This is a genomic window from Catellatospora sp. NPDC049133, assembly GCF_040648455.1.
Lineage (GTDB): Bacteria > Actinomycetota > Actinomycetes > Mycobacteriales > Micromonosporaceae > Catellatospora > Catellatospora aurea.
In genome coordinates, this window is sequence record NZ_JBEZDT010000001.1 from 155,763 (window position 1) to 171,653 (window position 15,891).

Genomic DNA, 15,891 nt, shown 5'->3' on the forward strand with positions numbered 1-15,891 from the left:
CGATTCATGTCGTGGCCCCGGTCAGTTCTCGGCGAGCACGCCGGTGACGGGTGCGGCGGTCAGCGCCGCGCCGTCGACGGTGACCGCGCCGGTGGCCGGGTCGATCGCGGGCGCGGGCTGCGGCACGTCGTCGACGGTGACGACACCGACCTGGCTGCCGTCGGGCAGCACGATCCAGCCGCCGACGACCTTCGCGTTGCGTACGGTCGCGGTGGCGCGGTAGAGGCCGGACGGCTTGGCGACCGCCTTCACGGTGAAGGTCCACTTGCGGCCGTTCGCGGTGACCGTGCCGGTGGCCTTGCCGCCGCCGAAGGTCCCGGTGAGGGTCGCGCCCTTCTTGCCGGTCAGCGCCAGCTTGCCGTCCGCGGCGGTGCCCTGCAGCCACACCTCGGCCTTCTTGCCGTCGCACAGGTACGCGACCGCGACGCCGTCGGTGACCGCGATCGCGATCGTCGCCCCGCCGCCGTCCACGGTGCCCGCCCAGGTGGCGTTCACCTTCTCGGCGGGCGCGTCGGGCGCGGCGGCGGAGGCGGCCACGGTCGGCGACGGCGGCGTGGATGCCGCGGGCGCGGCCGAGGCCACCGCCGCGCCCAGCCCGGCCGGGTCCGGCTCGCCGCCGCCCTTGGTGAGCGACAGGTTCACCGTGATCAGCACGGCCGCGAGCGCGAGGCCGGCCAGCAACGTGATGAGGGGCCCGTTGCGCTTCATCGTCAGCTCCTAACGCCGCCGGACACAGCACCGGCGACGGGTCCAGCCAACCCCCGATGCGGGCGGTGCGTCTGCGTACAAGTCCACAGAGCGGATTCGCGACAGTGCTGCGGTGGGGCGCCGGGGCGTAGGGTGTCGGCGTGTCGCGCCCCTTCCTCCCGCCTGCCGTCCAGCCGGTGCGCGCCCTGGTCTGGCTGCTGCACCTGGCGCTGCCGATGGCGGGGTTGTGGCTGCTGCTGGCCGTCCCGAGCACGGACATCGCCTGGCACGACTCGCACAGCCACTTCTGGCTGGTGCTGGTGGTCGCCGCGGTGAACGTGGTGCTGGGCATCCGGATCTCGGCCGTGGCGCGCAAACGGGCCGACGCGCGCCTGCTGCTGGTGTCGCTGGCGTTCCTGGCCAGCGCCGGATTCCTGCTGCTGCACGCGCTGGCCACACCCGGGGTGCTGGTGCACCACCCGTCCGTCGGGTTCGACCTGTCCCAGCCGGTGGGCCTGGCGGTCGCGGCGGTGTTCGCGCTGGTCTCGTCACTGCCGCTGGAGGGCGCGCGGGGTGCCGCGGTGCTGCGGGCCCGGCCCTGGCTCCAGGGCGGGCTGTGGGCCCTGATCCTGGCCTGGGGCGTGGTCGAGCTGCTGGACCTGCCGCCGCTGAGCGCCCGGCCCGGCCCGCGCGACGTGCAGGGCGCGATGGCCTGGGTCACCGCCGCCACCGTCGTGCTCTACCTGGTCGCCGCGCTGCGCTACTTCGCCATGCACCGCCGCAAGCCCGCCGCCATGCTGATCAGCATCGTCACCGCGTTCACGCTGCTGGCCGAGTCGAGCGTGGCGGTGCTGCTGGCGTACAAGTGGCAGCTGTCCTGGTGGGAGTGGCACCTGCTGCTGGCGTTCGCGTTCGGCTTCGTCGCGTACAGCGCCTACGTGCAGTACGGCCGCGAGGGCGGCAGCGCCGGCCTGTTCGACGCGATCACCCTGGACCAGACCGCCCGCGCGATCCGCGCCGAGTACGGCGCCGCGCTGGAGGAACTGGTCACCGCGCTGCAGGAACGCGAGCGCACCGGGGCCGCCACCGGGCCGGTCGCCGCCCGGCTGGCCGAGCGCTTCGGGCTCACCGAAGGCCAGACCGCGGTGCTCGACCGGGCCGCCGCGGCCCTGTCCGCCGAGCGGGAGCTGTCGCGCACGCTGGGCACCCTGTTCCGGCACTACCTGTCGCCGGACGTGGCCGCCGCGCTGCTCGCCGATCCCGACCAGGCCGCGCTCGGCGGCGAGGTGGTCGAGGTGACCGCGCTCTTCGCCGACCTGCGCGGCTTCACCACGTTCTCGGAAGGCGTCGAGCCGGCCGAGATCGTGCGGATGCTCAACCGCTACCACGGCGTCGCCGTGCCGGCCATTCTCGACAACGGCGGCACCGTGGTGCAGTTCGTCGGCGACGCCCTGCTGGCGCTGTTCAACGCCCCGGCCCGGCAGCCCGACCACGCGCTTCGGGCGGTGCGCGCCGCGCTGGCGATGCAGCAGGGCGTCGACCGGATCGCCGCCGGGCACCCCGACTGGCCCCGGTTCCGGGTCGGCGCGAACACCGGCCCGGCGCTGGTCGGCAACATCGGCAGCGAGCAGCTGCGCGGCTTCAACGCCATGGGCGACGCCGTGAACGTCGCCGCCCGCCTGCAGACGCTGGCCGAACCCGGCCAGGTCGTCATCGGCGAGGCGACCCGCCTGGCCGCCGGGGACGCGATCACCGCCACGCCGCTGGGCGACCTGCCGGTCAAGGGCCGGATCGCCACCGTACGCGCGTACGCCGTCACCGGGATGCGGTCGATGAACATCCCGGCTCAGGCAGCCGTGGAGCGCAGCGGGGAGAAGGCGTGAGCGGTGACTTCTGGAGCCTGCTCACCCCCGCCGAGCAGGAGCAGTTCACCCGGCGCAGCGCCCTGCGCCGGTGGAGCCGCGGCGAGGTGCTGTGCCGGGAGGCCGACCGGTCGGACTGGGTCGCCATGCTGCGCGCCGGGCGGGTCAAGGCGTCCTCGCACACCGCCGCGGGCGGCGAGGTCGTGCTCGCCGTACGCGGACCCGGCGCGCTGCTCGGCGAGCTGTCCGCGGTGGACCGCGCGCCGCGCTCGGCCACGCTCACCGCGCTGGAGCCGGTGACGGCGCTGGTCATGCCGCTGTCGGAGTTCGAGGCGTACCTGCAGGCCCACGGGCGGGTGGCGTTCCTGCTGATGCGGCTGCTGACCGAGCGGCTGCGCGACGCCGACCGCAAGCGCGTCGAGTTCGGCGCGCAGGACAGCACCGGCCGGGTCGCCGCGCGCCTGGTCGAGCTGGCCGAACGGTTCGGCCGCCCGGACGGCGAAGCGATCGCGATCGCGCTGCCGCTGTCGCAGGACGAGCTGGCGGGGTGGGTGGGCGCGTCCCGGGAGGCGGTCAGCAAGGCGCTGGGCGTGCTGCGGAGCGCGGGCTGGATCCGCACCAGCCGCATGTCGGTGACGGTGCTGGATCTTGCCGCGTTACGGGCGCGCGCGGGCCTGCCCGGTTGAGTGGATCGCGCGGCAGGAAGCATAGACTAAAGCACATGGAACAGACACTGCCGGCAGGCAACCGGTCCGCGGCCCGGGCCGTCCCCAGGGGCATGACCGGACCGCGTATCGCCGCCCTCGTGGCACTGCTGTCGCTCACCACGGCCTGCGTGCCGGGCCCGGTCGATCCCGGAGCCTCGCCCAGCCCGGTCCGCACGGCCTCGCCCAGCCCGGTCGGCACGGCCTCATCCGCCCCCGCTTCGGTAGCCGTGTACCGGACCGGCGGCTTCGCCGGTGTGGACGACCGGATCACGGTCGACCCGGCCGGAGCCTGGACCATCACGGACCGTGCCAGAAACACTAAATCGGGCAAACTGACCACTTCGGAGCGCGAGGAACTCCAGGCGCTGGCCGCCGATCCGCGGCTGGACACCGAGGCCGCCCGCCCCACCGCCCCGACCAAGTGCGCCGACGCCTTCCAGTACACCGTCACCGTCCATCGGATGGGCGGCGCCGGCACGGTCACCGTCATGTACACCGACTGCCCGGGTGACGAAAATCTGCCAGAGACCGCCGCCGCGATAACAGCCCTGGTCGGCAACGCTACTCGCATCTGATCTTCATCCATACGCGTCGACGGATGGCATCCCGGTGACGTTTGTGTGTCGGCGGAACTGGTTAGAGTCGCGGCGATGATGTTCTTATTCCGCTCCCTGCGCCTGCGCCGCGCCGCCCGTGACCACTTCGGCTGGAACCGGTTGCGGCCCGCGCAGCTGGACGCCATGCGCGCCCTGCTGCGCGGGCGCGACGCGATGGTGGTGCTGCCCACCGGTGGCGGAAAGTCGGCCGTCTACCAGGTCACCGCGTCCCTCCTGAAGGGACCGACGGTGGTGATCTCACCGCTGCTGGCCCTGCAGCACGACCAGATCGCCAACCTCAACGACCGGGGAAACCCGGCCCTGCGGGCGGTGCGCATCAGCTCCGCGGAGACCCCGGCCAAGCAGGCCGCGGCACTCAAGGAGCTGCGTGAGGGCACCGCCCGGTTCCTGTTCATCACCCCGGAGCAGCTCAGCTCGCCGGAGCGGATGGCCGAGGTGAAGGCGCTGCGCCCGAGGCTGGTCGCGGTCGACGAGGCGCACTGCATCTCGTCCTGGGGCCACGACTTCCGGCCCGACTACCTCACCATCGGGCACCTGATCCGGGGCCTGGGCCGCCCGCCGGTGGTGGCGCTGACCGCCACCGCGTCGCCGCCGATGCGCGAGGACATCATCGCCCGGCTCGGGCTGCGCAAGCCCAAGGTGGTGCAGACCGGGCTGGACCGGCCCAACCTGTTCCTGGAGGCCACGCACTGCCCCAGCGAGGACTACCGCTGGCGGCGGCTGCTCAAGCTGCTGGAGGAGGCCACCCCGCCGGGCATCGTGTACGTGGCGACCCGGCGCGCTGCCGAAGACCTGGCCCAGCGGCTCAACGAGGCCGGTTACGAGGCCACGGCATACCACGGGGGCATGGCGGCGGGCGTGCGCGCCCGCGCGCACGAGGCGTTCCTCGCCGACCGGGTGCCGATCATGGTCGCCACGTCGGCGTTCGGCATGGGCATCGACAAGCCGAACATCCGCTTCGTCGTGCACATGGCGCTGCCGGACTCCCCCGACAGCTACCTGCAGGAGATCGGCCGGGCCGGCCGCGACGGCGAGCCCGCGCACGCGCTGCTGCTGCACCGCGCCGAGGACGTGACCCTGCAACGTTTCTTCAACGGCGGCGCGCCCGACCTGGCCGAGCTGCGCACCGTGGCGGCGGCCCTGCACAGCGGCCCGGTCACCAAGACCGCGCTGGCCAAGACCACCGGCTACAACGCCCGCAAGCTCGCCGCGCACCTGAGCCTGCTGGAGCAGGTCGGCGCGGTGGCGACCGGGACCAAGGGCGAGCTGAGCGTGCCGCGGTTCGCGCCGCTGCCCGACCAAGCGGCGCGCGACGCGCTCGCCGAGCACGGGCGATACCAGGCGGGCCAGCGCTCACGCACCGACATGATGCGCCGCTTCGCCGAGATGCGCGGCTGCCGGGTGCAGGCGCTGCTGGGCTACTTCGGCGAGCAGCTCAACGACGTCTGCGGGCACTGCGACAGCTGCCACGAGGGCACCTCGGAAGTGATCGACGACGACGTGCCGTACCCGCTGCACAGCACGGTGCGCCACGCCGACTGGGGCACGGGTATGGTGCTCGGCTACGAGAAGGACCGGATGACGGTGCTGTTCGACTCGGTCGGCTACAAGACCCTGGCGGTCGCCGTGGTCACGGCGCAGAAGCTGCTGGTCCTCGAACGCGGCTGACGCCGCCGGGCCCGACCGGGGAAGGTCGGGGCCGAGCCCGGCGGCGTCAGGTCAGCAGAGGCCGCCGCATCCACCGCCGGACGGCGGCACCGCGCCGTCCATCGGGTGGGGCAGGTCGTTGGCGTACCTCGGCTGGGCATGCGTGGTCAGTTTCGGCTCGACCAGGACGAACTCGCCGACGTAGTCCGGGTCGATGTTGACGATCACGCTCGGGTCCGGGGTCTCCGGCTCGCCGTCACCCGGCGGCGTCCAGCCCTGGACCACGTTGATCGCCGCGCCGCGTACCCGCAGCACGCCCTGGACGACCTCCTCCGTGATGACGACCGGCTGCTGGCTCTCGTCGTAGTAGCCGCCGGTCGAGGACACCTGCGTGCAGTTCTCGCCGTTCGCGTCGCAGCGGTAGGTGACCGAACCGCTGGTGGTGGAGCCGTTCGCCGGCTTCGACGACTCGCTGTGGGTGACCGTGGTGCCGGTGACGTTGCCGTCCTTGTCCCGCTTGTACGTGGTCTTGTCGGTCTGGCTCTCCGTGCTGCCGTCCTTGCCGGTGCGGGTGGTGGTGGTCGATTCCGACTGCACCCTGCCGCCCGCGTCCGTGACGGTGGTGGTCTCCGTCTCGACCCGCGTCTCGCCGTCGTAGCCGAAATCGCGGTCGATGGTCACCATCGCGCTGTTGTCGCCGTTCTCATCGGTGTAGGCGATCTCGGTGCGGCCGGTGTCCCGGTCCACCCTGGTGTGCGCCGAGGAGCCGTCGTAGTACTCGGTGACGTCGCCGAACCCGTCCTCGTCGCGGGTGTTGTTCTTCACCCCGCCCCGGTCCGCGGCGTACGAGGCGCCGCCGCCCGCACTGATCAGCGAGATGTCGAGGCCACCCAGCTTGATGCCCGCGGGCAGCCCGTCGCCGCCGCCGCCGGGCAGGTCGAGGCCGAGGGTCATGCCGTCGCTGCTCGGGTCGAGGCCGAACGCGTCGAGCAGTTTGGCGTCGACGCCCATGCGCGCCAGCGAGTCCTTGCGGGTCGGCAGCGGGAACGACTCCAGCCAGCCCCGGTCGACCTGCTCGCGCAGCTTGACCGTCTCCAGCGGGAGCAGCACGAAGACGCCCTGGCCGTACTCGAACGACGGCAGCTGCCGGCCGATCGCCAGCTCGGCGACCAGCGCCGGGGACGGGAAGCTGGCCGGGTCGAACGGGTCCGTGCGGGCGGCCAGCTCGTCGGCGTCGCACCAGCCGTCGCCGTCGGAGTCGATCACCCGCCAGGCGATATAGCACATGCTCAGATCGCAGATCTTCACCTGCTTGTAGGGGCGGCGCGGTGGTTCCTTCTCCTCCGCCGCGGCGGCGGGCGCGGACAGACCGGCGGCGGCGAGCGTCAGCGCGCCCGCCACGCCGAGCAGCCTGCGGGCGAGGGGGTGGGTTGGGGGTGTCATGGCCCGGATGCTGTCAGCCGCCGGGCCGTCGACCCGGCGTTCTGCAAGGTCACTGACACTCCCCGGCCACCGGACCTAGGGATCTCACCAGGTCCCCTGTCCTTGATCGTCCGACTTGCCCGGCAGGTGTGCGTATCTTGGACGCCGATACGCCCGGTTGCCTGGCAAGTCGGACGATCATGCGGTGGGCGGCGACAGAGCCGCGGCGGCGTCGGCGTCGTAGCCGCGCCAGGCCCGCAGCACGATCAGGCTGCCCACCACCAGTGGTGCGATGACCACGGCGTACGCCAGGCGCAGCGAGCCGGTGGCGTCGGAGGCCTCGCCGATCAGCCACGGGCCGAGCGCGCCGCCCAGGGTGATCACCGACTGGAGCACCGCGAAGCCCAGGCCGCGCCGGGACGCTTCGACCACGTCGGCGTTGGCCGCGGTCAGGTTCGCGATGGCCCCGGCGAAGCCCACGTTGGCGAGTCCGAAGCAGAGCACCTGCGCCACGATCGGCCCCACCGCCACGGCCCCGGCCAGCGCGACCGTGCCGAACAGCAGCGACCAGCCACCGAGCCGCACCCGCCAGCCCGGACGGCGGCCGTGGCCGCGGTCGCCGAGCCAGCTACCCAGGCCGATGCCGGCGAGGATGCCGACCAGGCCCGCGCCGCCGCCGACCGCCGCCGAGGCGGCCTCGTCGAGCCCGAACTCGCGCTGGTAGAACGACGGCATCCAGAAGAACAGCCCGCCCAGCCCGAAGAACAGGATGCTGAGCCCGCTGACCACGGAGCGCAGCGTGCGGATCCGCCACAGCTCGCGCACCTGCGCCACCAGCCCCGACATGCCCGCACCGGCCCGCGCCGCGGCGGCCGGGGGCGGCGTGTCGGCGGGGTCGGCCGCCGCGGGTCGCGGCGCGGCGGGCGTGTCCGTGGCCGGGTCGGCGTACCAGGAGCTGAGGCGGTCGCCGATGCCGCGGACCGGCTCGCGGACCGTGAGCATGAGCAGCGCGATGACCGCGCCGGGGATGGCGACGAGGAAGAAGCCGGTGCGCCAGTCGTACGCCTTGGCCAGCGCCCCGCCGGCGATCACGCCGATCGGCAGGCCCGCGAAGTAGGCGGCGCGTTCGAGCCCGTAGGCGCGGGCCCGGCTGGGGCCCGGGTAGAGGTCGCCGAGCAGGCTGGACGCGGGCGGGTTGTAGAGCTGACCGGCCGCGCCGAGCAGCACCCGCACCCCGAACAGCATCGCGTAGGAGCCGGCCAGGCCGGTGCCGAGGGTGAGCAGCGCCCACACGGCGACCACGGCGGCCACGGTCCAGGTGCGCCGCCCGGTGTCGGCCAGCCGCCCGGCGGGCAGCAGCAGGAGCACCGCGGCGATCGCCCCGGCGGTGGCGATGGCCCCGGCCGCGCCGTCGTCGAACCCGAACTCGCGCTGGATCGCCGGCAGCGCCCCGGCCAGCAGGTTGTACTCGATCCGGTCGATCAGCGCGACCAGCGCCACGCAGATCGCGGGCCACCAGCCGAACGGGGCGGCGCGCCCGCGCCTGACCCGCACCGGCGGCCGCCCCGGATACGCGGCGATCTCGCGGACCTGCTCGTCGACGGCGGGGACGGCCATGCGCCTACCTCCAGGGCTGGGACCGGGCGGTCCGGCCCGGTGCCGTGCATCCTATGTATGGGAAACGGCGTTTCGCTAGAGGAACCAGGTTGCGATCAACCGACGCACTCCCGCGAAAAGCGCTGCGCCGCAGGTGCGGCGGCCTAGCCTGAAAACATGGCGGAACACTGCGACGTGGCCGTCGTCGGCGCGGGCCTGGCCGGCCTGGTCGCCGCCCGGCGGATCACCGAGGCGGGGCTGCGGGTGACCGTGCTGGAGGCGTCCGACGACATCGGCGGGCGGGTGCGCACCGACACCGTCGACGGTTTCCTGCTGGACCGGGGCTTCCAGACGCTGTGCCCGGCCTACCCCGCCCTCCAGGAGGAGTGCGACCTCACCGACCTGCACCTGCGGCCGTTCGCGCGCGGCGTGGCGGTGCACTGGGCCGGGCGCACCCACCACCTGCGACCCGGCCCGACGGCCGCGTTCGCGCTGGCCTCCGGGCTGGTGCCGGCCGCCGACGCGCTGACGCTGGTCGAGCTGGCCGCCCGGGACACGCTCGGCTCGACCGCCGCGGTGCTGCGCCGGCCGGACGTGAGCACCCTCGACGAGCTGAGGCTGGCCGACCTCGCCCCCGCGACGGTGGACCGGGTGCTGCGCCCGTTCCTGGCCGGGGTGTTCCTGGAGGACCGGCTCGACACCTCGGGCCGCTTCTTCCATCTCATGTGGCGCATGTTCCTGCGCGGTGGAGCGGCCGTGCCCGCCCAGGGCATGCAGGCGCTGCCCCGGCTGCTCGCGGCACGGCTGCCCGTGGGAACGGTGCGCTGCCACGCGCGGGTCGAGCGGCTCACCGCGCACGGTGTGGCGGTGGCGGGCGACGACGAGATCACCGCGCGGGCCGTCGTGGTGGCCACCGACGGCGCCACCGCCGCGACGCTGCTACCCGGCCTGCGGACGCCCGCCTGGCACGGGGTGACCACGTTCTACCACGCCTGTTTCGGGGCGCCGTCCGTGCACCCGATGCTGACCGTGGACCCCGGGGGCGGCGGCCTGGTGACCAACACGGTGGTGCTCACGACCGCCGCGGCCGGGTACGCCACCGACGGGCGGGCGCTGATCGCCACGTCCACCCTGGACATGAGCACGCCGATCGACGCGCTGGAGCGCTCGGTCCGCGCCCGGCTGGCCGTGCTGTACGACGTGCCCACCGCCGGCTGGCAGTTCCTCGACGCGTACCGCATCCCGCACGCGCTGCCCGCGATGCCCGCACCGCACCGGATGCGCCGCCCCGTGCGCCACGGCTACGGCCGTTACGTCTGCGGCGACCACCGCGACACCAGCTCGGTCCAGGGCGCCCTGGTCTCCGGCCGCCGCGCGGCGAACGCGGTGCTGGCCGACCTCGGCGCACGCGTCTACGCGGCGGGCCGGGTCTGAGTCCCGATGGTGCCGGGCGCGTGCCGCGATCGGCGGACGCGCCCGGCATCGTCCCACCTAGGCGACGCCCTCGAACAGGACCTGTGGGTCGCCCGTCGCGCCGGGGCCCCACACGGCGTTGTACGCCGTCGTGTCGCCCGCCAGGTAGTAGCGGAACCAGTCGGTCAGCACCCGCCGGGTGATCTGCAGCTGGACGGCCCGGGTGATGGTGCCGCTGTCGCAGAAGGCCGACGAGGTGTCGATGAAGCCGCAGTGGAAGCCGCCGACGATGGTGCGCAGCTGCTTGGGCGCGGGCTTGCCGTTGTAGATCGGGCGCTGGTGGCTCGCGATCGGCGCGGTGCCGTCCTTCTGCCCGGCGACCAGCATCATCGGCACGGTCACCGAGGCGGCGGCGGCCGCGGCCGACGGGTTGGTCTCGGCGGCCGCGAGGTTGGCGACCGTGGTGACCGCGGGGTTGCGGGAGGCTGCCAGCACGCTCGCGCCACCACCCATCGAGTGTCCGGACAGGCCCAGCTTGGCGGTGTTGATGTGCGCGTTGAAGCGCGAGCCCGCCGTGGTGTCCTGCGCGACCAGCCAGGTGAGCTGCGCGTTGAGGTCGTCGGCGAAGGCGCTGTGGCTCGGGAACAGGCTGCCCTGCGAGGTCGGCGCGGCCACCACGAAGCCCCACGAGGCCAGGTGCTGCATGGTGCTGTAGTACTTGCTGACGCCCTGCAGGAAGCCGTGCCCGAACGCGATGGCCGGGAAGCGTCCGGCGGCCACGGCCGCGTTCTGCCCCGCCGTCGCCGCCGGGTAGTAGATCCGGGCGCTGAAGGAGCGGCCGGAGGCGCTGACCGAGGCGTCGACATAGCCGATGGCGTACGCACCGGGAGTGGAGCTGTCGGCCGCGGCGGGCGAACCGAAGCCCGCCACCGCGGCGGTGATCATGGCCAGCACGAGGATCGCTCGTCTGATCATCACTGTTCCTCTCGTCGAGGGAATCTGGTTCGCACAGTGGAACACCGTTTCCATTGACGAGACAAGCGTGATTTATGCCAACATATCGATATGCAGGTCACGCCGCCCAGGACGGCTTGCGCCGCTGCAGGAACGCCGTCATGCCCTCGACCGCCTCGTCCGTGGCGAACAGCCGCGCCGACTCCTCGGCCAGGCGCTCCCCGCGCCCGTCCAGGGCCTGGCGCACCGCGGCGGTGGTCAGCAGCTTCGACGCGGCCAGGCCCTGCGGCGAGGCGGCGCGCAGCCCGTCCAGCACCTCGGCCAGCAGCGCGTCCACATCGTCCCCGGCCCGGGTGACCAGCCCGCAGGCGACGGCCGCCTCGGCGTCGAACACCTCGCCGGTCAGGAAATAGCGCGCGGCGGCGCGCTCCGGCATGCGGGTGAGCGTGGTCAGCGAGATCACCGCGGGGGCGACACCGAGCCTGGCCTCGGTGAACGCGAAGCCGGACGCGGGCCCGGCGAGCGCGATGTCACACGCGCCGAGCAGGCCCAGGCCACCCGCGCGCACCTGGCCGTCCACCCGCGCCACCACCGGTTTCGGCAGCTCGACGATGGTCCGCAGCAGTCCCAGCAAGCGCGCGGTGCCCTCGGCGATCCCGCCGCCGGCGGCCTCGGCCAGGTCCGCGCCGGCGCAGAAGACGCGGCCGGTGTGGGTCAGCACCACGGCGCGTACGCCGGGGTCGGCCGCCGCGGCGGCCAGCGCCTCGCCGAGCTGCGCGACGAGCGCCGCGGACAGGGCGTTGCGGTTGTGCGGGGAGTCCAGCGTCAGCGTCGCGACGCCGCGCTCCACGGTCGAGGTCACGAGGTTCGGCACGGCGTCAACCCTCATCAGGTCGGCAATAAAAGTCAAGCGCGCTTGATTTATACGGCGCTGACCAGCGTTGATACGACAGACTCTTGCGTTTGCGGCTCGAAGGGCTACCGTGCACGCATGGGCACCCCTCGACGCCGGGCAGCCGACGCCACCCCGCTGGCGCCGCTCACCGGCGAGCCCCTCCCACCCGTGCGGCAGTCCACTGCCGACGACGTCGCGCTGGCCTACGACAGAGCCCGCGCGGCCCAGTCGGGCTGGGCCGCCCTGCCCGCGCGCGAGCGGGCCCGGCCGGTGCGGCGCTTCGCCGCGCTGCTGCTGCGCCGCCAGGACGAGATCCTCGACCTGGTGCAGCGCGAGACGGGCAAGGCCCGGCTGCACGCGCACGAGGAGGTGCTGGACGCGGCGCTGGTCAGCACGTATTACGCCCGCCGCGCGCCGCGGCTGCTGCGACCGCGCCGCCGGGGTGGCGCGCTGCCGCTGCTGACGTACGCGGTCGAGGTGCGCCATCCGCTCGGCGTGGTCGGGGTGATCACGCCGTGGAACTATCCGCTGGCGTTGGCCGTCACCGACATCGTGCCCGCGCTGCTGGCCGGCAACGCAGTGGTGCACAAGCCGGACACCCAGACCGCGCGGACCGCCGCCTGGGCACGGGACCTGATGACCGAGGCCGGGCTGCCGGACGGGGTGTGGCAGCAGGTCACCGGCGAACCGGCGGACCTCGGCGACGCGCTGCTCGACGGCGCGGACCACCTGTGCCTGACCGGTTCCACGGCCGCGGGCCGGGCGGTGGCGACAGGGGCCGGGCGGCGGCTGATCGGCTGCTCGCTGGAGCTCGGCGGCAAGAACCCGCTGCTGGTACGCGCCGACGCCGACCTCGACCAGGCCGCCCAGGCCGCCGTGCGGGCCTGCTTCGCCAGCGCCGGGCAGCTGTGCCTGTCCGCCGAGCGCATCATCGTGCACGAGAGCGTGCACGCCGCGTTCCTGGAGCGCTTCCTGCCCCTGGTGCGCGGGCTGCGGCTGGCCGCCGACCTGGACTACGGCCCGCAGATGGGCTCGCTCAGCCTGCCCCGGGTGCTGGCCACCGTGCGCCGGCACATCGAGGACGCGACCGTGCGCGGCGCGGTGGTGCTGGCCGGCGGCGCGGCCCGCCCCGACCTGGGCCCGCTGTTCCACGAGCCGACCGTGCTGGCCGGGGTCACCCCGGACATGGCCGTGTACCGCGAGGAGACGTTCGGGCCGGTGGTGGCCGTGTTCGCGGTGCCCGGCGACGACGCCGCCGTCGAGCTGGCCAACGACACCGAGTACGGCCTCAACGCGGCCGTGTTCAGCCGGGACACGGGTGCCGCGCGGGCGCTGGCCCGGCGGCTGCGGGCCGGGACCGTGAACATCAACGAGGGCTACGCGGCCGCGTACGCCTCGCACGACGCGCCCATGGGCGGCATGAAGTCGTCCGGGCTCGGCCGCCGCCACGGCACCGCCGGGCTGCTCGCCTACACGGCTGCGCAGACCATCGCCCACCAGCGCCTGAACCTCACCCCGCCGGCCGGCCCCGGCCAGGCCCGCTACGCCCGCGCGCTGACCGCCGCCGTGCGCGCCATGCAGCTGCTACACCTGCGCTGACCCGTTCCGGAGAGGACCCGATGCCCCCCGCCACCTCCCCCGACGCGCCGGCACGTGCCGCGACCCTGTGTGCGGCGTTCCAGACCACCGCCGCTGTCGCGCCCGACACCGTCGCGCTCGGCGCGTACGGATCCGACGCCGTGCTGACCTGGCGCGAGTACGCCGATCGGGTGCAGGCCATCGCGGCCGGGCTGGCGGGTGCGGGCGTGCGCCGGGGGCATACGGTCGCGCTGATGCTGGCCAACCGGCCCGAGTTCCACCTCGCCGACACGGCGGCGATCCACCTGGGCGCGGTGCCGTTCTCGGTCTACAACACCTCATCGCCGCAGCAGATCGCCTACGTGCTGGACAACGCGCGGGCGCGGGTCGTGATCTGCGAGGCGCAGTACGCGGCGCGCATCGTCGCCAGCGGGGCCGGCTACGAGCACCTGGTGTGCGTGGACGGCCGCCCCGACGGCACGGTCACCCTCGACGAGCTGTGCGCGCTGGCCGAGCCGGGCTTCGACTTCGACGCCGCGTGGCGGGCCGTGCAGCCCGACGACCTGCTGACCCTCATCTACACCTCGGGCACCACCGGCCCGCCCAAGGGCGTCGAACTGACCCACGCCAACCTGCTCGCCGAGGCGGACGCGGTGACCGCGCTGTTCCCGCTGAAGCGCGCCGACCACGGGCTGTCCTACCTGCCCGCCGCGCACGTCGCCGACCGCCTGGCCAGCCACTACCTGCAACTGCTCTACGGCGCCCGGATCACCTGCCTGGCCGACCTGACCCAGCTCGGCCCCGCCCTGGCTCAGGTGCGCCCGACGTACTGGGCGGCGGTGCCGCGGGTGTTCGAGAAGATGCGCGCGCGGATCGAGGACGCCCTGCTCGACGCGCCCGCGCCGCGGCGGTGGGCGTTCCGGCTGGCGCTGCGCTGGGGCCGGGGCAGGCGGGGCGGCCCGGCCGCGCGGGCGCTGGCCCGGGTCGCGGACCGGCTGGTGCTCGGGCAGGTGCTGGCCAGGCTGGGCATGGACCGGATGCGCTGGGCGATGTGCGGGGCGGCCGCGCTGCCGGTGCCCGTGCTGGAGTTCTTCCTCGACCTCGGACTGCCGGTGTGCGAGATCTGGGGCATGTCGGAGACCTGCGGAGCGAGCACCCTCAACCCGCCCGGGGCGATCCGCCCCGGCACCGTGGGCATCCCCGCGCCGGGGGTGCGGGTGCGCCTGGCCGACGACGGCGAGCTGCTGATCCGAGGGCCGCTGGTGACGCGCGGCTACCACCGCGACCCGGCCCGCACCGCCGAGGCGTTCGACGCCGACGGCTGGCTGCGCACCGGCGACGTGGCCACGATCGATGCCGACGGCTACGTGTCCATCGTGGATCGCAAGAAGGAACTGATCATCAACGCGGCGGGCAAGAACATGTCTCCGGCGAACATCGAGGGCGTGGTCAAGTCGGCGTGCCCGCTGATCGGCGCGCTGGTCGTGGTCGGCGACGGGCGGCCGTACAACGTGGCCCTGATCGTGGCCGATCCGGAGGCGGTCGCGTCGTTCACCGCGCGGCACGGTGCGGCGGCGGTGCCGGACGCGATCGCGGCGGGGGTCGCGGCGGGCAACGCCGAGCTGTCCCGGGTGGAGCAGATCAAGCGGTACGAGGTGCTGGACGCGGTGTGGGCACCAGGCGGGGACGAGCTGACGCCGACGCTGAAACTGCGCCGCGCGGCGATCGTGCGCAAGTACGCCTCGGTGATCGACGCGCTCTACGCGTCACCCGAAAGATATTCCCATAACGCTCAGAAATCAGAAAATTAAGAAATCCGGCCATCCGACCAAACCATGCCGGGCCCGGCGTCGAATCCCCTCCTGAAGTCACACCGGAGGAAGGACACCGACATGCTCGGCAAGAGGAGGCTGACCGCGCTCGCGGCAGCCGGTCTGTTCGCGTTTCCGCTGGCCCTGACGGCCTGCGGCACCGACACGATGGCCACCCAGGCCACGGGCACGGGCACCGCCGCGATGGCCGCGGAGGAGTTCGGGCCCGGCTGCGCGGCCGTACCGAAGGACCCGAACAACCCGGGCAGCTTCGAGGCGATGGCCCAGCAGCCCGTGGCCACCGCGGCCTCGGGCAACCCGCTGCTGTCCACGCTGGTCACCGCGGTGAAGCAGGCCGGCCTGGTGGACACGCTCAACAACGCCGAGGCGGTCACCGTCTTCGCGCCGACCAACGACGCCTTCGCGAAGATCCCGAAGGCCGATCTGGACAAGGTGCTGGCCGACAAGGCACTGCTCACGAAGATCCTGACCTACCACGTGGTGGCCGGGAAGACCGCGCCCGAGCAGCTCGCGGGCACCCACAAGACCCTGGAGGGGCAGGACCTGACCGTGTCCGGCGGCGGCACGGACTTCAAGGTCAACGACAGCGCGAAGGTGGTCTGCGGCAACGTGCAGACCAGCAACGGCACGGTGTACATCGTCGACTCCGTGCTGATGCCGCCGTCCTGAACCGAACGACCG

13 protein-coding genes are annotated in these 15,891 nt (G+C 73.6%); 8 read left to right on the top strand and 5 right to left on the bottom strand.

Translation table 11 applies throughout. The features are described 5' to 3' along the window. Nucleotides 1-21: 21 nt before the first annotated feature. Entirely contained in the window at nt 22-708 is a 687-nt protein-coding gene (locus AB0B35_RS00745; protein WP_361039011.1) for a hypothetical protein, read from the bottom strand. A gap of 215 nt (nt 709-923) precedes the next feature. Between AB0B35_RS00745 and AB0B35_RS00750 the strand changes: the two genes are divergently transcribed. From AB0B35_RS00750 to AB0B35_RS00765, 4 genes are all read left to right on the top strand, one after another. Continuing rightward, on the top strand, nt 924-2,570 hold the full coding sequence (locus tag AB0B35_RS00750) for an adenylate/guanylate cyclase domain-containing protein (RefSeq protein WP_361039654.1): 1,647 nt from the start codon (nt 924-926) through the stop codon (nt 2,568-2,570). Then, nucleotides 2,567-3,235 carry a Crp/Fnr family transcriptional regulator gene (locus AB0B35_RS00755; RefSeq protein ID WP_361039014.1) on the top strand — a complete coding sequence of 223 codons (669 nt, stop codon included), beginning with the start codon at nt 2,567-2,569 and terminating at the stop codon, nt 3,233-3,235. The genes AB0B35_RS00750 and AB0B35_RS00755 overlap by 4 nt, the downstream gene beginning before the upstream one ends. A gap of 35 nt (nt 3,236-3,270) precedes the next feature. Continuing rightward, entirely contained in the window at nt 3,271-3,831 is a 561-nt protein-coding gene (locus AB0B35_RS00760) for a protealysin inhibitor emfourin (RefSeq protein WP_361039016.1), read from the top strand. Between the two features lie 75 nt (nt 3,832-3,906). Further along, nucleotides 3,907-5,541, top strand: coding sequence for a RecQ family ATP-dependent DNA helicase (locus AB0B35_RS00765; protein ID WP_361039019.1), 1,635 nt, complete (start codon nt 3,907-3,909; stop codon nt 5,539-5,541). Between the two features lie 51 nt (nt 5,542-5,592). On the opposite strand, the gene AB0B35_RS00770 is transcribed toward AB0B35_RS00765, so the two are convergent. Further along, nucleotides 5,593-6,963 (bottom strand): thrombospondin type 3 repeat-containing protein, encoded by a 1,371-nt coding sequence (locus AB0B35_RS00770; RefSeq protein WP_361039021.1) that lies wholly within the window; start codon nt 6,961-6,963, stop codon nt 5,593-5,595. A 177-nt stretch (nt 6,964-7,140) separates the two neighbouring features. Further along, nucleotides 7,141-8,559: an MFS transporter gene (locus AB0B35_RS00775; RefSeq protein ID WP_361039023.1), complete on the bottom strand. Its 1,419-nt coding sequence runs from the start codon at nt 8,557-8,559 to the stop codon at nt 7,141-7,143. A gap of 156 nt (nt 8,560-8,715) precedes the next feature. On the opposite strand from AB0B35_RS00775, the gene AB0B35_RS00780 reads away from it, so the two are divergent. After that, nucleotides 8,716-9,972 carry an NAD(P)/FAD-dependent oxidoreductase gene (locus AB0B35_RS00780; protein ID WP_361039026.1) on the top strand — a complete coding sequence of 419 codons (1,257 nt, stop codon included), beginning with the start codon at nt 8,716-8,718 and terminating at the stop codon, nt 9,970-9,972. A gap of 57 nt (nt 9,973-10,029) precedes the next feature. Here the strand turns inward: AB0B35_RS00780 and AB0B35_RS00785 are convergent, their stop codons facing one another. Together AB0B35_RS00785 and AB0B35_RS00790 are read right to left on the bottom strand one after the other, a co-directional pair. Continuing rightward, the gene (locus tag AB0B35_RS00785) at nt 10,030-10,926 is read right to left on the bottom strand and encodes a dienelactone hydrolase family protein (protein WP_361039028.1); all 897 of its coding nucleotides are present in this window, start codon (nt 10,924-10,926) and stop codon (nt 10,030-10,032) included. 97 nt (nt 10,927-11,023) lie between these two features. Then, entirely contained in the window at nt 11,024-11,779 is a 756-nt protein-coding gene (locus tag AB0B35_RS00790; protein WP_361039031.1) for an enoyl-CoA hydratase family protein, read from the bottom strand. A 117-nt stretch (nt 11,780-11,896) separates the two neighbouring features. Between AB0B35_RS00790 and AB0B35_RS00795 the strand changes: the two genes are divergently transcribed. The 3 genes from AB0B35_RS00795 (at nt 11,897) to AB0B35_RS00805 (ending at nt 15,879) form a co-directional block, all read left to right on the top strand. Next, nucleotides 11,897-13,399, top strand: a complete 1,503-nt coding sequence (locus AB0B35_RS00795; protein WP_361039033.1) for a succinic semialdehyde dehydrogenase — start codon at nt 11,897-11,899, stop codon at nt 13,397-13,399. 20 nt (nt 13,400-13,419) lie between these two features. Further along, nucleotides 13,420-15,189, top strand: a complete 1,770-nt coding sequence (locus AB0B35_RS00800) for an AMP-binding protein (protein WP_361039035.1) — start codon at nt 13,420-13,422, stop codon at nt 15,187-15,189. A gap of 81 nt (nt 15,190-15,270) precedes the next feature. Further along, a complete protein-coding gene (locus AB0B35_RS00805; protein ID WP_361039038.1) occupies nt 15,271-15,879 on the top strand; it encodes a fasciclin domain-containing protein in 609 nt (202 codons plus the stop codon). Nucleotides 15,880-15,891 lie beyond the last annotated feature (12 nt).